Source organism: Micromonospora sp. USAFONa4, from assembly GCF_057197825.1.
In genome coordinates, this window is sequence record NZ_CM170072.1 from 189,956 (window position 1) to 212,205 (window position 22,250).

General features: G+C 74.5%; 19 protein-coding genes. 4 read left to right on the plus strand and 15 right to left on the minus strand.

Translation table 11 applies throughout. The annotated features are described in order from the left end of the window. Positions 1-39 precede the first annotated feature (39 nt). On the plus strand, positions 40-1,377 hold the full coding sequence (gdhA, locus tag AC0OO9_RS00750) for an NADP-specific glutamate dehydrogenase (RefSeq protein ID WP_484514733.1): 1,338 nt from the start codon (positions 40-42) through the stop codon (positions 1,375-1,377). 90 nt (positions 1,378-1,467) lie between these two features. Here gdhA and AC0OO9_RS00755 read toward each other — a convergent pair whose 3' ends face one another. The 5 genes from AC0OO9_RS00755 to AC0OO9_RS00775 all read right to left on the minus strand — a co-directional run bounded on the left by AC0OO9_RS00755 (position 1,468) and on the right by AC0OO9_RS00775 (position 8,670). After that, a complete protein-coding gene (locus AC0OO9_RS00755; RefSeq protein ID WP_484514734.1) occupies positions 1,468-3,252 on the minus strand; it encodes a substrate-binding and vWA domain-containing protein in 1,785 nt (594 codons plus the stop codon). A gap of 115 nt (positions 3,253-3,367) precedes the next feature. Further along, entirely contained in the window at positions 3,368-4,639 is a 1,272-nt protein-coding gene (locus AC0OO9_RS00760; RefSeq protein WP_484514735.1) for a serine/threonine-protein kinase, read from the minus strand. Positions 4,640-4,892: 253 nt separating this feature from the next. Further along, on the minus strand, positions 4,893-5,534 hold the full coding sequence (locus tag AC0OO9_RS00765) for a hypothetical protein (RefSeq protein ID WP_484514737.1): 642 nt from the start codon (positions 5,532-5,534) through the stop codon (positions 4,893-4,895). Positions 5,535-5,547: 13 nt separating this feature from the next. After that, a complete protein-coding gene (locus AC0OO9_RS00770; protein ID WP_484514738.1) occupies positions 5,548-7,326 on the minus strand; it encodes a DUF4012 domain-containing protein in 1,779 nt (592 codons plus the stop codon). A gap of 120 nt (positions 7,327-7,446) precedes the next feature. Next, the gene (locus AC0OO9_RS00775) at positions 7,447-8,670 is read right to left on the minus strand and encodes a glycosyltransferase family 4 protein (RefSeq protein ID WP_484514740.1); all 1,224 of its coding nucleotides are present in this window, start codon (positions 8,668-8,670) and stop codon (positions 7,447-7,449) included. 162 nt (positions 8,671-8,832) lie between these two features. Here AC0OO9_RS00775 and AC0OO9_RS00780 point away from each other — a divergent pair, with 162 nt between their 5' ends. Beyond that, the gene (locus tag AC0OO9_RS00780) at positions 8,833-9,387 is read left to right on the plus strand and encodes an arsenate reductase/protein-tyrosine-phosphatase family protein (RefSeq protein ID WP_484514742.1); all 555 of its coding nucleotides are present in this window, start codon (positions 8,833-8,835) and stop codon (positions 9,385-9,387) included. On the opposite strand, the gene AC0OO9_RS00785 is transcribed toward AC0OO9_RS00780, so the two are convergent. After that, complete coding sequence (locus tag AC0OO9_RS00785) at positions 9,368-10,828, minus strand: tyrosine-protein kinase domain-containing protein (RefSeq protein WP_484514743.1); 1,461 nt, start codon at positions 10,826-10,828, stop codon at positions 9,368-9,370. The two genes, AC0OO9_RS00780 and AC0OO9_RS00785, sit on opposite strands and share 20 nt — an antisense overlap. Positions 10,829-11,159: 331 nt before the next feature. Here AC0OO9_RS00785 and nhaA point away from each other — a divergent pair, with 331 nt between their 5' ends. Next, entirely contained in the window at positions 11,160-12,476 is a 1,317-nt protein-coding gene (nhaA, locus tag AC0OO9_RS00790) for a Na+/H+ antiporter NhaA (RefSeq protein ID WP_484514745.1), read from the plus strand. Positions 12,477-12,593: 117 nt separating this feature from the next. On the opposite strand, the gene AC0OO9_RS00795 is transcribed toward nhaA, so the two are convergent. The 9 genes from AC0OO9_RS00795 to AC0OO9_RS00835 form a co-directional block, all read right to left on the minus strand. Next, a complete protein-coding gene (locus AC0OO9_RS00795) occupies positions 12,594-12,908 on the minus strand; it encodes a hypothetical protein (protein WP_484514746.1) in 315 nt (104 codons plus the stop codon). Beyond that, the gene (locus tag AC0OO9_RS00800) at positions 12,905-13,267 is read right to left on the minus strand and encodes a DUF1622 domain-containing protein (RefSeq protein WP_484514748.1); all 363 of its coding nucleotides are present in this window, start codon (positions 13,265-13,267) and stop codon (positions 12,905-12,907) included. Before AC0OO9_RS00800 ends, AC0OO9_RS00795 begins: the two co-directional genes overlap by 4 nt. 38 nt (positions 13,268-13,305) lie before the next feature. Beyond that, positions 13,306-13,893 carry a TMEM165/GDT1 family protein gene (locus AC0OO9_RS00805; RefSeq protein WP_132235035.1) on the minus strand — a complete coding sequence of 196 codons (588 nt, stop codon included), beginning with the start codon at positions 13,891-13,893 and terminating at the stop codon, positions 13,306-13,308. Positions 13,894-14,141: 248 nt separating this feature from the next. Beyond that, complete coding sequence (gene egtD / locus AC0OO9_RS00810; RefSeq protein WP_484514749.1) at positions 14,142-15,107, minus strand: L-histidine N(alpha)-methyltransferase; 966 nt, start codon at positions 15,105-15,107, stop codon at positions 14,142-14,144. A gap of 45 nt (positions 15,108-15,152) precedes the next feature. Further along, a complete protein-coding gene (gene egtC / locus AC0OO9_RS00815) occupies positions 15,153-15,899 on the minus strand; it encodes an ergothioneine biosynthesis protein EgtC (RefSeq protein WP_357580883.1) in 747 nt (248 codons plus the stop codon). A 121-nt stretch (positions 15,900-16,020) separates the two neighbouring features. Further along, positions 16,021-17,358: an ergothioneine biosynthesis protein EgtB gene (gene egtB / locus AC0OO9_RS00820; protein ID WP_484514751.1), complete on the minus strand. Its 1,338-nt coding sequence runs from the start codon at positions 17,356-17,358 to the stop codon at positions 16,021-16,023. Beyond that, complete coding sequence (gene egtA, locus AC0OO9_RS00825) at positions 17,355-18,587, minus strand: ergothioneine biosynthesis glutamate--cysteine ligase EgtA (protein WP_484514753.1); 1,233 nt, start codon at positions 18,585-18,587, stop codon at positions 17,355-17,357. The genes egtB and egtA overlap by 4 nt, the downstream gene beginning before the upstream one ends. Before the next feature lie 206 nt (positions 18,588-18,793). Continuing rightward, positions 18,794-19,558: a hypothetical protein gene (locus AC0OO9_RS00830; protein ID WP_484514755.1), complete on the minus strand. Its 765-nt coding sequence runs from the start codon at positions 19,556-19,558 to the stop codon at positions 18,794-18,796. A gap of 16 nt (positions 19,559-19,574) precedes the next feature. Continuing rightward, a complete protein-coding gene (locus AC0OO9_RS00835; RefSeq protein WP_484514756.1) occupies positions 19,575-20,204 on the minus strand; it encodes an RNA polymerase sigma factor in 630 nt (209 codons plus the stop codon). A gap of 549 nt (positions 20,205-20,753) precedes the next feature. Here AC0OO9_RS00835 and AC0OO9_RS00840 point away from each other — a divergent pair. Next, complete coding sequence (locus tag AC0OO9_RS00840; protein ID WP_484514758.1) at positions 20,754-22,115, plus strand: serine/threonine-protein kinase; 1,362 nt, start codon at positions 20,754-20,756, stop codon at positions 22,113-22,115. Positions 22,116-22,250 lie beyond the last annotated feature (135 nt).

Genomic DNA, 22,250 nt, shown 5'->3' on the forward strand with positions numbered 1-22,250 from the left:
GCAACAGGGTCTACCAGCGCAAGCGAAGGGACGTGTCGTATGCCGGAGACCGTGGAGACGGTGTTCACCAGCCTGGTCGCCCGCAATCCGGGCGAGCCGGAATTCCACCAAGCGGTACGCGAGGTGCTGGAGAGCATCGGCCCGGCGCTGGCCAGACACCCTGAGTACGCCGAGGCCCGGATCATCGAGCGGATCTGCGAGCCGGAGCGGCAGGTCATCTTCCGGGTGCCGTGGGAGGACGACCGCGGTCGGATCCAGGTCAACCGGGGCTTCCGGGTGGAGTTCAACAGCGCGCTCGGCCCGTACAAGGGCGGGCTGCGCTTCCACCCCTCGGTCTACCTCGGGATCGTGAAGTTCCTGGGCTTCGAGCAGATCTTCAAGAACGCGTTGACCGGGCTGTCGATCGGTGGCGGCAAGGGCGGCGCGGACTTCGACCCGAAGGGTCGCTCGGACCGGGAGGTGATGCGGTTCTGCCAGAGCTTCATGACCGAGCTGTACCGGCACATCGGCGCGGAGACCGACGTGCCGGCCGGGGACATCGGCGTGGGTGGCCGGGAGATCGGCTACCTGTTCGGCCAGTACAAGCGGATCACCAACCGGTACGAGTCGGGGGTGCTGACCGGCAAGGGCCTGGCGTACGGGGGCGCGCAGGTGCGCCGGGAGGCAACCGGCTACGGGGCGGTCTTCTTCGCCGACGAGATGCTCCGGCAGTCCGGCGACAGCCTGGAGGGCAAGCGGGTCGTGGTCTCCGGCTCCGGCAACGTGGCGATCTACGCGATCGAGAAGGTGCACCAGCTCGGCGGGCGGGTGGTCGCCTGCTCCGACTCGTCCGGCTACGTCCTCGACGACAAGGGCATCGACCTGGAGCTGCTGCGGGAGCTGAAGGAGCAGCGCCGGGCCCGGCTCGACGACTACGCCCGGCACGTGCCGCACGCGGTGGCGGTCTCCGGCCGTACCGTCTGGGAGGTGCCCTGCGAGTTGGCGCTGCCGTGCGCGACGCAGAACGAGATCGGTGGCGCGGAGGCCGCGGCGCTCGTGGCCGGCGGCTGCGTCGCGGTGGTGGAGGGCGCGAACATGCCCACCACGCCGGAGGCGGTACGCATCCTCGGCCGGGCCGGGGTGCGCTTCGCGCCGGGCAAGGCGGCCAACGCCGGCGGCGTGGCGGTCAGCGCGCTGGAGATGCAGCAGAACGCCAGCCGGGACTCGTGGACGTTTGCCGAGTCGGAGCAGCGGCTGCGCGACATCATGCGCAACATCCACGACCGCTGCTGGAGCACCGCCGAGGAGTACGGGCTGCCCGGCGACTACGTGGCCGGGGCCAACATCGACGGGTTCCGCCGGGTGGCGGAGGCGATGCTGGCCCACGGCCTGATCTGACGGGGCGGCCGGTCCGCCGCGACAGCGCCGGCGCGGCCGGCCCGGGGGACGACGCGCGTCGCTCCCGTCCCGGCAGCGCCGGCCGCCGACTCAGAAGCTGCTGACCAGCTTCACGAACGCCTCGTCGATCATGGCGGGGTCGGTGGCGTCGAACGCCTTGCCCGACGAGGCCTTGGCGATCCGGTCCAGCGTGGCGAAGTCCGAATCCCCGTCGAAGGCGATGCAGAAGACCTTCACCGGACGCCGCGGGTCCAGGGCCACGTCGGCGAGCAGCCGGTTCAGGTCGTTGTCCCGGGCGTACTCGTTCTTGCCGTCGGTCAGCACGACGACGGCGTTGATCCGGTCCGGGTCGTACCGGTCGAGCACCTGCTTGTGGGCGGCCCGGACCGTCGCGTAGAGCGCCGTGTCCCCCGCGACGTGCAGGCCGGCGATCCGGCTGTTGATCCGCTTCTGGTCGAAGTCGCCGAGCCGGACCTCCTCCCGGTAGGGGCCGTCGGGCCGCTTCGAGGTCTCCGAGGAGAACGACCAGAGCCCGACCCGGTCCTCGGAGTTGAGCAGCGCGAGCCCCTTGGCCGCCGCCGCCGAGGCCACCTGGAAGCGCGTGCTGTCGCCGACCGGGGCCTGCATCGACCCGGAGGTGTCCAGGGCGATCAGGATGTTGGCCTTCTTGCGAAGCGTGCTCCAGCCGTCCAGCATCGCCTCGACCACCTCCGGGTTCGGCGGCGCGAAGTAGGTCAGCCCGCCGGTGGGCTCGGCGCCGACGCTGGCGAGCAGCTCCGCCGAGGCCCGCCGCTCGTGGTCGCGGAAGCCGAGGCGGGCGAAGCTCTTTTGCTGGTCGTCCTCGGTCAGGAACTTCAGGAAGTCGTCCGCCGCCGCGCGCTGCCGTTCGTCGGCGGAGGGGAGCACCACGAAGGGGTGGTCCAGGTTGAAGGTGCCCTCCTTCGGGTGGACGGCGACCAGCGGCACCTTCGGCCGGGGGCCCCGCTCCTGGCCCTCCTGCCGCGGGCTCAGTCCGCCCTCGTTGTAGAGGTGGACCAGCTCCTCCTGCATGACGATGGCACTCATGTCGCCGGTGCCCGTGCCGGTTAGGTCGGCCTCGGCGAGGTCGCGCAGCAGCTCCACCGAGTCGTCGCTGTAGTGCGACACGTTGGCCTCGATCTGCCGGACGAACCGGGTCACCTTCGGATCCGCCAGGTCCGACGTGGTCAGGTCGCTGGAGCGCTGCGCGGCGGCGTAGTAGGTGGCGATGGTCGCCGCCAGACCCGAGGTGGAGAGGTTCGGGTTGTCCTTGCCGAAGGTGAAGCGGCCCCACTCCGGTTTGCCGAAGCCCGCCCAGCCCTGCCGCCCGGAGAGGCCGAGGATCTCCCCCCAGCCCAGGGGCCCGCGCTGGCGTACCAGCTCGCCCTTGGGCTGCGGCATCGCGATGACCAGCGGGCTGTTGGCGATCGACGGGTAGCTGCCCGGGGTCTGCGGCGCCCGCCCGGCGGCCTTGTCGAGCAGCCGCAGCTGGCCCGTCCAGAGGCTCGACGTGGGCAACCAGACCTGCGGCTGCGGCAGGCCGGTGCCGCGCCACCCAGCGGCCAGCACCTCGGTGGCCTTGCCCGAGTTGAGGGCGCTGACGTGCACCTGGGCGCAGCCGCCGCCGTCGAGCGACCGGTCGCTGTCGTTGTACCGCTTCGCCAGCTCGACCAGCAGCGCCGCCTTCTCGGTCGAGGAGTTCACGTCCAGGCGGACGGCACAGTCGGCCCGGGGCCGCTCGGTGCCGGCGTCCCGCTGCCGGACGAGCACGAACGCCCCGACGATGACCAGCAGCCCGGCGGTGAAGGCCGCGGTGTACGGCAACCACTGTCGTGCGCGCGGCGGGGCTGGGGCCATGGCGACGTCCTCCTCGGCGGTCAACTGGTGGCAGTCAACCTATCGGTGCGGTGCCACCGGCGGTGCCCGACCCGGCGTCCGGGACGACCGCGCCCGCCCACCCGCGAACCGTCGGTCAGGGACGGTCGGAGCGGTCGCCGAGCGCCGTCGCGACCAGCAGCCGAACCCCGTAGACCACGACGAAGGTGGCCGCCCCGGTCGCCGCGGCCGCCTCCACCGCGCTCGACGCGACGTAGCCGGCCGCGGCGCCGACCGAGCCGAGGAAGATCGCGGTCGAGATGCCCCAGGCGTCGGTCGACTCACGACGGAGCCGCCGCCCCCAGCCAGCTTCCGCCTGGTCGGCGGGCGCGGAGGCCATGGACGGGCTCTGCGACGTCTGTTCCGGCCGGGCCGCCGGTGCCGTACCGGCTCCGGTCGACGCCGCCGGTTCCGGCCGGGCCGGCGGCGGATCCGACGCGGTACGGGGCAACGGCAGCGGCTCATTCGGCGTCGGCGCGCCGGCGGTCTCGTTGCCGAGTTGGAGCACGGTCTCCCGGCGCAGCGGGCCCGCGGCCCGGACGCCCTGCCCGAGCAGCCGCATCAGCACCTCTTCGGCCTCCGGCCGCTCCGCCGGGTCCTTGGCCAGGCACTGCCTGATCAGCTCGTCGAGGCCCGGCGGCAGCGCGGGCAGGTCGGGCGGTTCGTTGAGCACCCGGTGCATGACCGCGAAGAGCGAGTCGGTGCCGAACGGCGGCCGGCCCCCGGCGGCGAAGGCGATGGTGGCGGCCCAGGCGAAGACGTCGCAGGGTGGCCCGACCGAGTCGTTGCGGAACCGCTCCGGGGCCATGTACGCGGTGGTCCCCAGCACCCGGCTGGTCACCGTCTCGGTGACGCCCAGGGCGCGGGCGATGCCGAAGTCGATCACGCGGGGGCCGTCCCGGCCGAGCACCACGTTGTCGGGCTTCAGGTCGCAGTGCACGACGTCGCAACGGTGGATCGCGGCGAGCGCGGTGGCCGTACCGACGGCGAGGCGGTGCAGCGCGTTGCCGGCGACCGGGCCCTGCTCGCGGACGTGCCGATGGAGGGTCGGGCCCTCGATGAACTCGCTGACCACGTAGGGGCGTTCGCCGTCGACCTCGGCGAAGAGCACCTGCGCGGTGCAGAACGGCACGACGCGGCGCGCCGCGGCGATCTCCTTCATGAACTGCGACCGCGCCCGCAGGTCGCTCAGGTCGACGTTGATCATCTTGACGGCCACCTGGTGGCCCTGGTCGTCCTCGCCGAGGTAGACCACGCCCTGGCCGCCCGCGCCCAGCCGACCGAGCAGCCGGTAGGGGCCGGCGGTCACCGGGTCGTGCGTCCACAGTGGCGCCAGCCCCGGCACCGGCGCGCCGGCCACTCCTGTCATCCCGACTCCATCGCTGTCGTGTCCCCAGCCACCCGGCAGCGGAGGACATGGCCATGGTGCCATGCCGCCGCCTGCCGGCCGAGGGTGCCCACGACGGAAGGCCGGCCTCTGCGGGCGGGCCCGGCGGATCGGGTGGGTTGGCGCGCAAGGGCGATCGAGGCGGTACGTGACGGGCTGGCGCCCGTCGGAGGGTCTCCGACGGGCGCCAGCCGTTTCGCGGTGTCCGGGCACTGCCCGAAGGGGAGCTGCACCGTCAGCGCGCGGCTCCCATGCCGAGGCGGTGGCGCTTGCGCCAGACCAGCGACAGCAGCAGGAGCACCGCGCCGGCGCCGACGAGGCCGCCGCCGAACTTCATCGGAGTGCTCAGGCTGTCGCCCGTGACGGGCAGCGGCGGCGCGTGCTTCTTGAGCACGGTCAGCGTCGCGGTCGCCACCCGGTGGTACGTCTGGCCTTCGGCCCGGAAGGTGTACGTGCCGGGGTGACGCGGCGTGTAGGTGGTGCGGAAGTAGCCGTCGTCGTCAGCCGTGACCGTCAGGGTCCTGGGGTTCGGCTGGGGTGCCTGCTGGAACGAGACCGGCGCCATGGCGACGATCTCGCCGTCGCTGCGGCGCGCCCGGTCGGCGCCCGGCACGGCGGCGGCGAGCGGCGACGTGCTGACGGTGATGATCACCGTCTCGCCCGGCCCCCAGCCCCTGCCGATCAGGGTGGCGGTCTGGCCGACCACGACGGTCGGCGGGCTGACCGCGAGCGTCGGGGTGCCGCCCGGCGGGTAGACCGGGGGCTGTGGCGTTCCGGTGCCGGGTGCCGGCTGCGGCTGCGCCGCCCCCGCTGCGGTCGGCACGGCCAGCACGGCCAGACCGACCGTGAGCGCCATGATGATGCGGGATAGCCGCATGATTGGTTCCCTCCTACTGATCACAGCTTGGTGCGGAAACAACTTGGGTGGTCCATGGGGTGGCGGTGGGGGTCAGCCACAGCTCGGCGGTACCGACGCCGGTGGTCGCCGTCAGGACGGTGACCTCCAACGTGCGGGACTGCCCCGGGCCGACCTCGACGTTGGCGGTGCTCACCTGGCGGCGCCGTTCGGTACCGCTGCCCACCGCCGTCTCGACGCCGTCCAGGCGGGCGGCGAGCACCGCCCCGCCGGCGGGGCTGTGCACCGACACCAACGTGCGGACGGTGTACGGGTCACCGGCCAGACCGAGGCCGAGGACCGACTCGCTGAGGCCCGACTTCGGCGCCGACGAGCGCAGGGTGACCCGGAGTCGGAGCTCCCGGCGGCCGTCGGGCCGGCAGTCGCCGACCGCCAGGGTCGCCGACGGTCGGAGGTAGTAGCCGAGCTTCGCGCCGCTGCCGTCGTTGAGGAACACGCCGACCGTGGGCACGGTGTCCTTCTCCGGAAGCGCCCCGGCCAACCGGCTGTCGCCGATCTTCCGTTGCTCTTCGGGTCGGGCACTCCAGAACAATATCCGGCGTTCAGTGACAGCACGGTCAAATGAGGACAATAACGCCTTCGGGTCTACATTCTTCGTGACCAGCGCGTCGAACACGGCGGCGGCGGAGGCGGCGAAGAAGGCGTCCTGCTCCTCGTTTTCCATCCGCTGGTAGCTGTCGCTGAGCACCGTCTGCACGACCTTCTCGGCGGCCAGCGGGACGCCCCCCGGCACCATCACCGGCCCGGTGGCCTTCAGCAGGTACGACAGCACCACCGGGTCGACGGCGAGCACCCCGTCCACGGTGGTGCCCGTACGCCGGCGGAACATCTCCCGGTAGAGGGCGGCGGCGGTCGGGAAGTGCGGGGTGAGGTTGACGTCGGCCGGATAGATCCCGGGCAGGTCGGCCCAGAGGCTACGCACCTCGGCGGGCACCTTCAGCGGCGGCTGGAAACGGCCCAGCGTGCTGCTGCTGCCCTGCCGTCCCATCCGGACCCGACCGTCGGCCGCGTGGATGACCGCGTACGCGCCGATCATTCCGCCGGTGGCGCGCAGCTCGGCGGGGTTCTGGGAGACCACCAGATAGGTGCGGGATCCGTCGGCGCCCAGCAGCGCCGGCAGCAGCCGGCTGGCCTCGCTCGCGGCGGCGGTCAGGCCGGCCAGCCGGTCGATCTCGCCCCGCAGGTCGCCGAGCGCCTGGCGGACCTGACCGACCAGGCCCTCGGTGGGCACCGTCGCGAGGCTGTCCCGGGCGCCCTGCACGGTGGCGTCGACCCTGGCCAGCTCGGCCGACAGCGCCCGCAGCCGCCCCACGTCCAGCCGCCCGCCCGCCGGCACCAGGCCGGTCAGGTCGGCGCGCAGCAGCGGCGGGAACGCCTGCCGGGCCAGGTCGTCGATGGCCACCGAGATCTGCCGGACGGCCGCCAGGTTGTCCCCCGCGTACGGGGTGTGCCGACCGACCCACCAACCGGGGTCACCGGTCGCCGCCCGGGCGCTGCCGGACTGCTCCTGGAGCGCCGCGAGGGTGCGCTGCGCCCGGGCGGTGTCACCGCCGACCACCTGGGCGCTGAGCTCCCGGGCCAGGCCAGCGGCGTTGAGCAGGTGGGCGCGGGCCTGCCAGCCCCGGAAGCCCACCCAGCCACCGGTCAGCAGCAGCAGCGAACCCACCACGAGGGCGGCGAGCAGGGCCCGGCGCAGCTGCCGCCGCCGGCGGGAACGACCACGCCGTCGACGCGGTCTCGCGCTCTCCGTCACACCACACGTCCTTCCTGGGGAACGGCGGGCGGATCCCGGTCCGCTGCCGCTCCACACTGCTAACGATCGTTTTCGCCCGAAGATGACGCGGTTGACCGGTATGCGAGCCCCGCTCGCCGTTCACCGGCCGCCGGGGCGCCCGGCGGCCGCCTCGTACAGCAGCCGTTCGATCCGGTCCACACCCGCCGACATCGACATCTCCCGCAGGTACGCCTCCCGGCCGCGCCGGCCCATGTCCGCCCGGGCGGGCGGCGGGATGGTGGCGGCCAGCCAGAACCGGTCGGCGAGGCTCGCCCAGTCCCCCGGCGGGCAGGAGAGCCCCGCCCGGGCCCGTTCCACCAGGTCCGCGGTGTCGCCGCCGGCGGAGGCCACCACGGGCACGGCGCAGGAGAACGCAGCCTGGAGCTTCGCCGGCAGGGTGCTGCGCAGCTCGGGCAGGTCCCGCAGCATGACGAGCTGGTAGTCGGCGGCCGCGTACAGGTCCGGCATGTCCGGCGGAGACCGCCGCTCCACGAAGCGCACGTTCTCGGCCCGCAGGTCGGCGGCGAGCCCCCGCACCCGCCGCTCGTCCGCGCCCGAGCCCACCAGGACGAGGTCCACGGTGTGGTCCAGCGCCGCCGCCGCCCGTACCGCGGTCTCCAGGCCCTGCCGGGCGCCGATGGTGCCGGCGTGCATCACCACGCACCGCTCGTCGCGCCGGACCAGCCGGTGAGCCGCGCGGCTGGGCCGGGCGGGGTGGAAGATCCGCTCGTCGGTCCAGTTGAGCACCACCCGCACCCGGGCCGGATCCACACCCGCCTCGACGACCCGGTCGCGCAGCGACGGCGCGGCGACCGCGATCCCGTCCGCGGCCCGGTAGACCCGCGCCATCGTGGCGGCGATCCGCCCGGCCCACCGCCCGTTCTCGGCCCCGACCGGCTCGTCCTCCGCCCAGACGTCCTGCACGTGCACGACGGTCGGCACCCGCCCCAGCAGGCGGAGCAGGCCCGCCGCGGCGAAGGCGTTCGCCGGCGGCAGGTGGACGTAGAGGGCGTCGACGTCGGCCAGGAACCACCGCCCGGTCACCGTCGCGCTGCCGGCGAACGACAGGTGGCCGGCCATCCGGCCGCGCAGCGACCCGTCCCCGGCCGAGTAGCGCGGGACCCGCCGGACCGTCAGCCGCTCGCTGCGGGTCTCGTACCGCCAGCGCTGCCGCCAGCCCGGGTAGACGTGGCCGCCGGGATAGTCGGGGAAGCCGGTCAGCACCTTCACCTCGTGCCCCCGGACGGCGAGTTCCTCGGCGAGACTGCCCGGGATGAACGCCGGCTCGGGCGGGAAGTGGTACGACAGGATCCCGATCCTCACCGACCCGCCTCCGTCCGGCCGGGACTCCTCGGCGCGGCACCGTGCCGTGGAGTCGGGCGGCCCGCGTACGATGCCGACATCCCCTCCACGTCCGGCCGGCTCCGACGGCCGGCGACCGGCGCGGCGCCACCGTCCGCGACGGCACCGACGAGAGGGGTCCGCATGGTCGACCGGGTGTTGTTCGTCTGCCACGCCAACCTGTGCCGGTCACCGATGGCCGAGTACATCGCCCGTCGCCTGCTGGCCGGGCGCGCGGTGACGGTCGCCAGCGCCGGCACGGACGCCGTCGACGACCTGCCGATGCACCCGCACGCGGCGGACCTGGCGGCCGAGACCGGCGGGGATCCCACCGACTTCCGCAGCCGGCGGCTGCGCCCGGAGCACCTGGCCGGGGCGACGCTGGTGCTCACGGCCACGCGCCGCCAGCGCTCGGTGTGCACCGCCCTCGCGCCGGCCGCGCTGCACCGGACGTTCACCCTCCGCCAGTTCGGCCGGCTGGCCTCGGCCGCCGACCCGGCGGCGGATCCGGCCGACGGTCCCCTGCGGGCGGCGGTCGAGGCGGCCGCCCGCGCCCGGGGGCGGCTGCAACCCGCCACCGGGGACGCGGACGACCTGCGGGACCCGATCGGCGGCACCGCCGCCGACTTCCGACGCTGCGCGGAGGAGATCGAACGGTCGATGCGACCCCTCGCGGCGCTCATCGCGACAGCCGGGTGAGTTCCTGCGTACGGTCGCTGACGACGCCGTCGGCCCGCTCCGCGTGCCGGGCGGACGGGGTCGCGTCGGCCGGCACGTCCGCAGTCGCGGCGGCGGCGACCACCCGGTAGGCCTCGTACTGGTACGCCTCCGCCTTGGCCACCTTCGCCATGTTCAGCACGCAGCCGAGCAGCCGGACGGAGACCGAGTTCAGGGCGCGGGCGGCCTGCGCCACCTGGCTGCGGGAGGTGCGGCCCTGCTGGGAGACCAGGAGCGCGCCGTCGGCCTGCACGGCCACCACCACGCCGTCCGTCACGGCCAGCAGCGGGGCGGTGTCGATGATGACGATGTCGGCGGACTCGCGCAGGGCGAGCAGCAGGTCCGCCATCGCCTTGGAGCCGAGCAGCTCGCTGGGGTTGGGCGGCGCCGAGCCGCTCGGGAGCACCAGCAGGGACTTGTCGCCCCAGCGCTGCACCACGTCGCCGACCTGGACGTCGCCGACCAGCACGTCGGTCAGCCCGATGCCCGCGTCGAGCCCCAGGTAGTCGGCGACCTTCGGGCGGCGCAGGTCGGCGTCGACCAGCAGCACCCGCCAGCCGGCCTCGGCCAGGGCGATCGCCAGGTTGCAGGAGAGCGTGGTCTTGCCCTCGCCCTGCAGGGCGCTGGTGACCGCGATGACGCGGGCGGGCTCGTGCACGTCGACGAAGCGCAGGTTGGTGCGCAGCTTGCGCACCGCCTCGGCCCGGGCGGAGTTCGCCGCCGCGCCGACGATCAACGGCTCCGACTTCGCGGTGCTCTCGAAGGGGATCTCACCGAGCAGTGGGCTGCCGGTGGTGCGCCGGAGGCCGGCGGCGTCGCGCAGGCGGACGTCGGCGACCCCGCGCAGGATCGCCAGGCCCACGCCGGCGAGCAGGCCGAGCAGCGTACCGACGGCGAAGTTGCGGACCGGTTGCGGCGAGACGGGCGTCGGGGTGACCCGGGGCCCGCTGACCACCTCGATCCTGATCGGGCCGGCCTTGCCGTCCTGGGTCGTCTCCACCTTCTGCACCAGCTGGACGAACTGCGCGGAGAGCACCTCGGTGACCTTCAGGGCCCGACTCTGGTCCGTGTCGGTCACCGACGCGCGCAGCAGCACGGTGCCGGTCTCGGTGGAGGTGCTGACCCGGCGCTGGACCTCCTCGGCGGTGAGCCCGACGGGGGCCTCGGCGACCACGCTCTGCGCGAGGCGGTCGCTGGTCAGCAGTTCCGCGTAGGACTTGACCCGCTGCTGGAGGAAGAGGCCGCCCTGGTAGGCGTCGGTGACGCCCTGGCTGGGCGTGGTGACGAAGAAGGTCACCGAGGCGACGTAGCGGGGCTGCGCACGGACGGTGACGAGGGCGGTGACGCCGAGCGCGACCATGACGGTGAGGAGCACGATCCACCAGTGCCGGCGCACGAGGCGGAGTTGGCGGTACAGGTCCATCAGGCGCGCCTCCGTACCAGGCCGGTAACGCCAAAGAACTTCACGAAAACCCCCAAGGTCGACTTAATCTCGTGAAACCATTAAAGCGACTCATACGCCTTATGTCCCGAGTTACGTATTTTCACCCCTTGACATCGGCGCCCGACCCACCACCGGACAAACGGGCGGACGGCGTCCAGGGTGGCGGGGAAAACCGAGCGGGCGTGACCTCGGCGGCAATGAGCCGCCCCGACTCGCCGGTCACGCCAACGCTGGATAGGGTCGGCAGCGGTGTGCCGGGAAGCCTGGTCGGCGTCGTCCCGTGCTGCCCAAGATCGAGGTGGACCCGCGCATGACCGACCGCACCCCGCCCTCCGACCGTCCCCGCCCGAACCGGCGATTCTTCTCGCGTACGTCCTGGCCGGAGGCCCGTTTCCTGGCCGATGTGCTACGGACCGAGACCGTCGGCGGCGGGCTCCTGCTGCTCGGCGCGATGATCGCGCTCACCTGGGCGAACTCGCCCTGGGAATCCTCCTACGCCGCCCTCGGCGCCTGGGTGCCCTGGCCGGGCGGCGCGGCCCTGCACCTGGACCTGGACCTGTCCGCCTGGGCCGGCGACGGCCTCCTGGCGATCTTCTTCTTCGTCGTCGGGCTGGAACTCAAGCGGGAGTTCGTCGCGGGCGAACTGCGCGACCCCCGCAGGGCGGCGCTGCCCGTGGTCGCGGCGGTCGGCGGCATGGTGGTGCCCGCGCTCATCTATGTCGCGGTCAACCTCGGCGGCGACGGGCTGCGGGGGTGGGCCATCCCCACCGCGACGGACATCGCCTTCGCCCTCGCCGTCCTCGCGGTCATCGGCTCGCACCTGCCGCAGGGCCTGCGCGCCTTCCTGCTGACCCTGGCGGTGGTCGACGACCTGCTCGCCATCACCGTCATCGCGATCTTCTACACCGCCGACTTCAGCCCGCTGCCGCTGCTCGGTGCCCTGGTCCCCATCGCCCTCTTCGGCCTGCTCGTGCAGCGGCGCAAGACGTGGTGGTGGGCGCTGATCCCGTTGGCGGCCACCGCGTGGGCCCTCATGCACGCCTCCGGGGTGCACGCCACCGTGGCGGGCGTCCTGCTGGGCTTCACCGTGCCCGTCCTGCGGGGCAAGGCCGGCGACGCGCACGGGCTCGCCGAGCACCTGGAGCACCGCTGGCGCCCCATCTCGGCCGGTTTCGCAGTGCCGATCTTCGCGTTCTTCGCGGCCGGGGTGTCGCTGCGTGGCGCCGACCTGGGGGCCATCGTCACCGACCCGATCGTGATCGGCGTCGTCGCCGGTCTGGTGCTCGGCAAGGTCGTCGGGATCTTCGGCTCGACGTTCCTGCTCGCCCGGTTCACCCGGGCGCAGCTCGACGAGGACATCACCTGGACGGACCTGCTCGGCGTCGCGCTGCTCGCCGGGATCGGGTTCACCGTCTCCCTGCTGATCGGCGAACTCGCGTTCGGCCCCGACAGCGCCGCCGCCGGCAACGTCAAGGCGGCCGTGCTGACCGGCTCGGTGATCTCCGCACTGCTCGCCACGGTCGTGCTGGTGCGGCGCAACGCCGCCTACCGGCGGATCGCCGAGGCGGAGCGGGTGGACGCCGACCGCGACGGCGTGCCGGACGTCTACCAGCGCGGGCAGGGCTGAACCGGCCGCCGCACCCCCGGACGAGGCACCGCACGGGCCGGTCGCCGGGCCGGGCCGGGGCGGTCGCCGAGTCGGGGCGGTCGCCACGCTGGGTCGGGGCGGTCGCCCGGCCTGCCGTTACCGCTGGCGGTGCCGGCCCGGCGTCGGCCATCCGGCCGCGTCCGCCGCCGGCGGATGTCGGACCCGCCCCGGCGGTCCGGTCGGCCCGCCGGCGGTGAGCGCGGCCCAGAGCAGCCGGCGCAGCAGGACGATCGCCGCCGCCGCGGCCAGGGCCGTCCAGCCCTGGCCGCCGGCCAGCCGCAGCAGCCCGGCGGCGGTCAGCAGGTCCAGCAGCACCCGCATCGCGCACCGCCAGGAGCCCGTGCCGAGCAGCACCGCGAGCCCGGCCAGGGTGGCGAGGACGGTGGTGGCGGTGACCAGGGCCCGGATCACCGGACGCGCTCCGACTCCCGGACCTGCTGCTGCTCCTGGCGGATCTCCCGGCCCAGGAAGTAGTTCAGCGCGGTCCGGATCGCGGCGATGGCCGCCAACTGGCCGATCTGGGTGAAGGTCGGCGAGACCGCCGTACGCAGGATGTCCGCCGCGAGCTGGAACTCCAGCCCGAGGGTGAGGAACCGCCCCAGGGAGAGCCGGATCGGGGTGAACACGGCGGCGCTGCGGTGCCGCAGTCCCTCGACCACGAACCGCACCGCCGCCCACGCCGCCCCGACGAAGATGACCACCGCCCCGGCGACCTCCACCGCCGTGACCAGGCCCTGGTAGCCGTGGCGCAGGATCTCCTCGACGCCCATCCGCTGCCGTTACCCGGCCAGCACGGCGGTAGTCGGCGTCAGGTGAGCTGCGTGACGGCCTCCAGGATCAGCCAGAGTCCGCAGATCGCGAAGAGCACCGCGGCACCGTACTTGATGGTCTTCTCGGGCAGCCGCTTGCCGAGCATCCGCCCGACGAGGATGGCGAGCGCGTCCGCCGCCACCATGCCGATCGTCGAGCCGAGCCAGGTGCCGAACCAGCCGTACTGGGTGGCGAGGGTGATGGTGGCGAGCATGGTCTTGTCGCCCAGCTCGGCCAGGAAGAAGGCGACCGACACCGCGACGATGGCGGACTTGCTGCTCTTCTCGGCCTTGCGCTTCTCCTCCTCGGTGAGCGAGTCACCGCGCAGGGTCCACGCGCCGAAACCGAGGAACGCCAGGCCCGCGACGAGCGAGATCCACTCCGTCGGCAGCGCGGCGCCGAGCCCGTAGCCGATCGCCACCGAGGCCAGGTGCACCACGGCGGTGGCGACGGTGATCCCGATCAGGACCGGCACGGTCTTGAAGCGGGTGGCGAAGGTCAGGGCCATCAGCTGGGACTTGTCCCCCAGCTCGGCGACGAAGATGACGCCGAAGCTGACGACCAGCGCGACGAGGAAACCTTCCATGACATCCTTCCGGATCGTGCCGGGAGGAGGTACGGGGGCGCCCTCGACCCGGCTGCAACAGCCTGGGTCGAAGGTCTCGCCCGCCTCGGATGACGAGGCCGCGTGGCCGGATGCGGAACGCACCAGTGTGTCGACCACGACATTGGGGGCTACTCCCCTTCGCGTCGCCCAGCCTAGCCGATCACCGGACGGGCCGGCTCCGGCGGGTGAAGATGCTCACCCGCCGGTCACCTGGCGCGGCCCACCGGTCACTCGGCGCGGGCCAGGGTGACGCCGAAGAGGCCAGCCGGATCGGTCCAGAAGTCGTGGGCGGCGAAGCGGGCCGAGCCCAGCTCGGCGGCGATCCCCTCGGGCCGGAACTTCGCCGACACCTCCGTGCGCAGCTCCTCGCCCTCGGCGAAGGTGACCGTCAGGTCCAGCACCCGTACGCGCATCGGCCGCCGCGCCCTCAGCCGCATCTCGATCCACTCCCGTTCGGCGTCCCAGAGCGCGACGTGGGCGAACCCCGCCGGATCGAAGTCGGCGCCCAGCTCCCGGTTGACGACCCGCAGCACGTTGCGGTTGAACTCGGCGGTGACCCCGGCCGCGTCGTCGTACGCCGGCACGACCACCGCCGGGTCCTTGACCAGGTCGGTGCCGATGAGCAGCCAGTCCCCCGGCTCCAGCGCGGCCCGCATCGCGGCGAGGAACCGCGCCCGCTCGACCGGCAGGAGGTTGCCGATCGTGCCGCCCAGGAAGAGCACCAGCCGGCGCCCGCCGGTCGGCAGGCGGTCCAGGTGGCGGGTGAAGTCCCCCACGATGCCGCGCACCCGCAGCCCGGGGTAGTCGGCGGCGATCTCGGCGGTGGACTGCCGCAGCGCGCTGACCGACACGTCCAGTGGCACGAACGTGCCGAGCCCGCCCCTGCGGGTGAACGCGTCCAGCAGCAGCCGGGTCTTCTCCGACGAGCCCGAACCGAGCTCGATCAGCGTCTTCGCCCCGGTCAGCTCGGCGATCGTGGCCGCCCGTTCGGCCAGCACCGCGCGCTCGGCACGGGTCGGGTAGTACTCCGGCAGGCGGGTGATCTCCTCGAACAGCTCGCTGCCGCGGGCGTCGTAGAACCACTTGGGGGGCAGCCACTTCTCCTCGGCCGTCAGGCCGGTGCGGACGTCCTCCCGCAGGCTGCGGCCCAGGTCCTGCTCCTCCAGGTGGATCTCCAGCGGCTCCACGCTCATGTCATCCCCTTCGTCGTCGGGTGGAACGTCCCTGTCGGCCGGCGGTCAGACCTCGGCGAGGGCGCGGACGCGTACCCCCGTCGCGGTGGCCTCCACCAGTTGCCCCTCCGGCACCGCCTGCCAGCCGGGGTCGTCGTCGTGCGGCTCGGACGCCAGCAGCACCGAGGCCGGCGTCGCGCGGATCGACAGCGCGTGCCCGGCCACGCTGGCCACCACGGTGCGCCCGTCGGTGAGCAGCAGGTTGAGCCGGGACCCGGGCGCGGCCCCGGCCACCGCCGTCACGGTCTCGGCGACCGCCCGCGCCGGCTTCACCCCGGCCCGCAGCCGGTGCCGCACCAGCGCCCACACCAGCGCCGAGTCGGTGGCCGCGTCGAGGGTGAGCAGGTCGCGTACGGGCAGGGTGGCGGCGAGCGGGACCATCGAGTCGGGCCAGCCCCGCACGACCCCGTTGTGGCTGAACAGCCACCGCCCCTCGGCGAACGGGGCGGCGGCCCCGTCGAGGACCGCCATGCCCACCGTGGCGGAGCGGACGGCAGCCAGCACCGCGCCGGCCGAGGTGACCTGCGCGAGCTGGGCGATGGTCGGATCGCTCCAGATCGGCTGCGACCGCCGGTAGCGCACCGGCTCACCGTCGCCCGGGTACCAGCCGACGCCGAAGCCGTCGGCGTTGATCGTCCCGCCGCCGCGCATGTCGCGGGGCGCCCAGGACTGCCGCACGAGCGAGTACGGCGGGTCGAACAGCAGCTCCCGCAGGGTGACCGGCGGCCCCAGGTAGGCCAGGTGACGGCACATCAGGCGACACCGCCCGGCCCGGCGGGACGGCCCGGGCGCCGGCCGCCGACGTCGCCTGGCCCCGGGGGCCGGTCCCGGAGCAGGGTGCCTGGTCCGACCCGGCCGTCCGGCCGCTCCGTCCTCACGGCTGCGACTCCTCCGGCCGGGCGTCCCGCGCGCAGCGGAAACCGCTGAAGATCTGCCGCCGGATCGGGAAGTCCCAGTTGCGGAAGGTGCCCCGGCAGGCGGCCCGGTCGGTGCCGAACGACCCGCCGCGCAGCACCCGGTGGTCGTCGCCGAAGAAGACCTCCGAGTATTCGCGGTAGGGGAACGCGGTGAAGCCCGGGTGCCCCCGGAACGGCGTGGAGGTCCACTCCCACACGTCGCCGATGAGCTGGTGCACGCCCAGCGGCGAGGCGCCGGCCGGGTAGGCGCCCACCGGGGCGGGCCACAGGTGCCGCTGGCCCAGGTTGGCGTGCTCGGCCGTGGGGTCGTCGTCGCCCCACGGGTAGCGGCGGGAGCGGCCGGAGGCCGGGTCCCAGCGGGCGGCCTTCTCCCACTCCGCCTCGGTCGGCAGCCGCTTGCCGGCCCAGGCCGCGTAGGCCCGCGCCTCGTGGTAGCAGACGTGCACCACGGGCTCGTCGTCGCGGACCGGCGCCCACCGCCCGAACCGCCGGTAGGCCCAGCCGTCGCCGTCGCGTCGCCAGTGCATCGGCGCGACCAGCTCCGCCTCCCGGCGGTGCCGCCAGCCGGCCGGGCTCCACCAGCGCGGGTCGTCGTAGCCGCCGTCGGCGATGAACTCGCGGTAGCGCCCGTTGGTCACCGGCGCGGCGTCGATGGCGTACGCCGGCAGGTGGACCCGGTGGGCGGGTCGCTCGTTGTCCAGCGCCCACGGGTCGGTGTCGGTGCCCATGGTGAACTCGCCGGCCGGCACGAGCACCTCGCCGTCGACCCTGGTCGTCGGTTCCGGCGGCGGCGGGGCGTGCAGCACCGCCGGGCCGGCGCGCAGCTGGTGGGTGGCGAGCATCGTCTCGTCGTGCTGCTGCTCGTGCTGCACGATCATGCCGAAGGCGAAGCCGTCGGCGACCAGCGGCCGCTCGGTGAACGCGACCCGGTCCAGCAGGTCGAGCACCTTGTCCCGGACGGTGAGCAGGTAGGCGCGGGCCTCCTGCGGGGGCAGCAGCGGCAGCGTCGGGCGGTCCCGGCGGGGCTGCTTGAACGCGTCGTACAGGTCGTCGATGTCCCGCCGGACGGGTTCGCGCCCGCCCACGTCCCGGACCAGCCAGAGTTCCTCCTGGTTGCCCACGTGGGCGAGGTCCCAGACCAGCGGGGACATCAGCGGCGAGTGCTGCCGCGTCAGGTCGGCCTCGTCGACCGCCTCGGTCAGCAGGGCGGTGCGGGCGCGGGTGCGTTCGAGTTCCGCCGCGATCCGGCTGCGCAACTGCTCCGGGCCCGCCGGGCGCGTGGTCGTTCCGGTCACCGGTGACTCCTCCTCGCGGCGTCGCGCCGCCGCCGTACGCCTCGGTCGATGTCGTGGTGCAGGGCCGCCGGCAGGTCGAGCCGGGGCAGGGCCGCGAGGGCCAGGTCGAACAGGTCCGCTGCCGCGGCGGCCAGCGCCGGGTCGCGCAGGCCGTGGCGGGCGGCGGCGTGCCAGCGGTGCGCCACCGGCCCGGCGACGGCACGGGCCGCGCGGACCGTGCCCGGGTCGGCGAGCAGGACGGCCAGCACCGCGAGCGGGAGCAGCCAGCCCCGGCCGGGCTGCGTGTCGAGGTAGCGCAGCTCCAGATAGCCCCGGGGTCGCACCGGCGGGAAGAGGGTGCTCACGTGGTAGTCGAGGTCGTCGGTGGTGGGCGGCCGGGGCAGCGCCCCGTCGACCCAGTCGGCGAACGTGATCCCCGGCGGCGGCGTCCAGTCCGAGCCGTCGCCGCGCACGCAGAGCAGTGGCGCGGCGAGGACGTAGCTGGTCCAGGCCGTGACCGGGTCGGTGTCGGTCTCCGGCGTCCACACCGGACGGGTGCGGGCCGGGTCGATGCCGTACCAGGCGGCCATCCGGGCGGACGCCCAGCCGGTGCTGCGCCCGGCGTGCTGGTCGGCCGTGGCGAACGCGGCCAGCAGGGGCGGCCCGAGCGCGTGCACCGCCGCCCAGCGCTCCGGCAGGTGTTCCGGCTCCCCGGCGTCGAGGCAGACCTGGAGACCGGCCGTGCTGTACATCATCGTCCGGCCGGCCGGGCCGCGCCGGTCGAAGACGTGGCGCATGGCCCGGTAGCGGGGGCCCTCGACCACCGGGCGGGGCGGCCGGTGCGGGTCTATGCCGCTGCGCCCGAGGACCAGCCCGGCGGCGTCGAGCAGGCCGGTCAGCACGGCGATGTCGCCGTCGGTGGCGTGGATGAGGGTGGCGAGCGAGGAGCGTGGCGCGGTGGAGATCTCCAGCTGCCCGCCGGGCTCCACGGTCACGGTGCCACCGTGCGGGAGCGGCTCGGCGGGGCTCGCGCGGTCGAGGGTGCGGGGGCTGTGCCGCCCCAGTGCCGCCCGGAGCCGCTCGCCGTCGACCGGGCGGGCGGGGTCGGCGGCGTCGTGCACGGTCCATTCGAGTTCGACGCCGGTGTGGGTCGGTGGGCCGGTCTTGAAGCAGATGCGCGCGAGGTGACCCTCGGCGGCGGCGGACTCCCGCAGGACGGTGGTCCGGTCGAGCTCCGGCGACGTCACCACGGCATGGGCCCCCTTCCCGGCCGACTTCCGTTCGGTGTCACCGTAACGCCACCCACCGTCATCGGCGCGGGCGTCGGTGGCCCCACGCACTCCTGTCTAGCAGACGAATTCCGCGTGGCCGGCCGGAACGTGCAGCGCAAACGGCCTCTCCCGGCCCGTCGCGCCGGGCGGGAGAAATCAGCGGCCGGGACCGACCGCGAGGGGCGTCAGTCGGTCGGGGTCGCAGCCGGGGTCGGGGTCGGGCTCGGCCCCTTCTTCGGCGGCTTGTCGGGCGACTCCTTCGCCGCCACGTCGGGCAGCAGTTGCCCGCAGAAGCCTTCGACCCGCTCCCGGCCGCCCGCCGCGGTCACCAGGTGCGCGAACGAGGGGGTGTCCAGGGCCTTCTCCCGCTGCGCCGGCTTCTTGGCCAGGTACGCCCGGCAGAGTCCGCGCAGTTGTTCGGCGTTCCCCTGCGCTCCCGGCGCGTCGCCGGCGGTGCTGCCGGGGGCGGGTGCGCCCGAGGTCGGGGCGGCGGAGGGGCGGGGCGGGGTCCCGGTGGGGCGGCCACCCGTGTCTCCGGTCGATCCGTCCCGGTGCGGGCCGGTGGTGGCCGGCGCCGGGGTCGGGGTGACGGGGCGGGGCGGCGGGGCCGGGTCGTCGGCCCGGTCCAGCGTGACGGCGGCGAAGGCGGCGCCCGCGGTCGCGGTGACCGCGATCCCCGCGCCCCAGGCCATGGCGCCGGCGGTGAACCGGCGCCGGCGTGGCGACGGCACGGCTCCGGCGGCGGGGCCGGCCGCGCGCGCCGCCCGGAAGGCCGCCAGGGCGTCCTCCTCCCCGGCCAGTTCGTCGGGGCGGGCGGGGGCCGCGGCGGCGGAGAGCAGCCGGGCGAGCGGCTCGGCGTCCGGCGTACGGGAGGCATCCGCGCGGGCGGCGTCGAGGAGCCGGTCGGACGCGCCGCGATCGGCGGGCCGCTCGGTCCGGCGAAAGAACATCCTGGATCCCCTCACGTCAACCGTCCGCCGGTTCGGCGTGCGACGCCTGCCGCCGGCCGGTACGCGGTCGGGGCGCCGCGGCGGCCTCGGGGGCGGCCGGCGACCGGCTCGGGTCGTAGCGTTCCATCAGCACGGCGAGCCGGCGCAGCCCCCGGTGGGCGGCGGTGCGCACGGCACCGGCCCGGCGGCCGAGCACCCGCCCGGCGGTCTCGGCGTCCAGCCCGACGACGGCGCGCAGCAGGACGGCCTCGGCCTCGCGGGGCGGCAGGGTGGCGATCAGCGCGAGCGCCGCCTCGGTGCCGATCGTCTCGCCGGCCCGTTCGGCCGTGTCGGCGTCGCCGGCCAGTTCGGCGAGCGCCTGCACCGGCACGGGCAGCGAGGGACGACGGCGCTGCCGGCGCAGGTGGTCCATGGCCCGGTTGCGGGCGATGGTGACGGTCCAGGCCCGGAACTCGCCGCCGGTGAAGCTGGGCAGGTCGCGGGAGACCTGCAACCAGGTCTCCGAGGCGACGTCCTCGGCGTCCGCGCCGACCAGGGCGGTCAGGTACCGGAGCAGGCCGGGCTGGAGGCTGCGGTAGAGGAAGCGGAAGGCGTCCTCGTCGCCGGCCTGCGCCGCCACGACGGCCTCGTTCAGCTCACCGGACATGTGGTCGCCGCTTCCGTCCGGTGGACACGCGCAGACGGCGCACGCCCACGGGGGCGTGCGCGAGGCAAGCACGGTCCGGCAAACGGACCTGATCCCGCACCCTTCAGCCCCCCGCTGACCTGATCACGCCCGGGACCGCGTCGCCCGGACCATACGTCTGGACTCCTGCCGTGGCGGCACGGCCGTTGGCGCAGGTGCCGCGGCGACGCCGTGGGGCGGGCCCGAGTCGGGCTAACGCTAGGAGCGCCGGGTCGATCGGGCAAGCCCGCCCCGGTGGGCAGAAGAGTGAGAATTATCTAGCCGTTCGGCCGGCCCGTCGCCGTAACGGCGCGGCGGCCCGGGACGCTGCGCCCCGCCGGCGGGCGGGGGCGTCGGCGCATTCGACCAGCCCACGACGGACATGGGGGGAATGTCGTCACACACCGTCCACGGGCGCTCACAGCCTATCCGAGGCGGCTCCGGTCCCGCCGCCCCCGCCGCGCGGGCGGCGCGGTTCGACCCGACGGCACGCGGCGCGCCGATCCCCGCCGGCCTGGGTACGGTAATGCTGTGTTGTCATCGGAGGTCGTACTCAGCGGTCGCTACCGCCTGGACGAGCGTGTCGCCACGGGCGGCATGGGCGACGTCTGGCGGGGCAAGGACCTCGTCCTCGGCCGGCAGGTCGCGGTGAAGGTCCTGCTGCCGGCGCTGGTCTCCGACCCCGACTTCATCGCCCGCTTCCGTGCCGAGGCCCGGATCATGGCCGCCCTGCGCCACCCGGGCATCGTCCAGGTCTTCGACAGCGGCGAGGACGACCTGCCGGACGGCGGGCGGGCCGACTACCTGGTCATGGAGTTCGTGACCGGCCAGCCGCTGTCCAAGCGGATCGAGGCCGTCGGGCGTCTCGACGTGGCCGAGACGATGGCGATCGTCGCGCAGGTCGCGCAGGCGCTGCACGCCGCGCACCTCGGCGGGATCGTGCACCGCGACGTCAAGCCGAGCAACCTGCTGGTGCAGGAGGACGGCAGTGTCGTGCTGGTCGACTTCGGCGTCGCCCGGTCGACCAACATCACCAGCATCACCAGCACGAACGCCGTGCCGGGCACCGCGCTCTACATGGCACCGGAGCAGGCCGCCGGCCGGCCGGTGTCCGGCGCGACCGACATCTACGCCCTCGGCGCGGTGACCTACTGCTGCCTGAGCGGCAGCCCGCCGTTCACCGGCGACAACCCGCTGCAGGTCGCCGTGCGCCACCTCGACGACGAGCCGCCGGAGCTGCCGCACGACGTTCCGGAGGCGGTCCGCGCGCTGGTCACCCGCGCCCTGGCCAAGGATCCGGCCGATCGGTTCAGCAGCGCGGCGGCGATGGCCGAGGCCGCCCGCGCCGCCGTGTCCGACCCTTCCGCGCCGACCGCCATGGTGCCCGCCGCCGCGGCGGCGGGCGGCGTCGCCCCGGGCACCCGCACCGACGTGCCGGTCGCCGCGACCGTGGCCCGGCGGAGGCGACGCGGCACCCTGGTCGGCGCGGCCACGGCGGTGCTGGTGGCGCTGGCCGGCCTCGGCGCGGCGCTCGGCGCGTCACGCGAGGCCGACGCGCCGGCGGTCAAGGTCCCGCAGGCGACCACCCCGGCCGCGGAGCCGAGCGGCGGCGCCGAGGCGCCGGTGAAGGAGGAGGACGCCCCCGTCGACCCCGGGCGGCCGTTCCGGCCCACCGGCTCCACCGCCAGCCCCTCGCCGTCGGCCACCGCGCCGCCGGTCTCGCCCCAGCCGAGCGGGTCGGCGGCTCCGCAGTCGCCGGATCCCACCAAGACCGACGATCCGCCGGTGGCGACGCCCAGCACCAGCACCGCCCCGACGCAGACCACGCCGCCGACAGAGCCGACCCCGACCCAGACCACCCCGGTCGAGCCGGCCAATCCGCCGGTGGTCTGAGCGCCGGCGCCCGGCCGCGTGACCCCGTGACGCCACGTCAGTCTGGCACCGATAACCTCAAACCGGACGTACGGGCACAGAAATCACTCTAGGCTCCCGAGCAGGCACTTTCCGCCCTCTGCCTCAGGAGCCCGG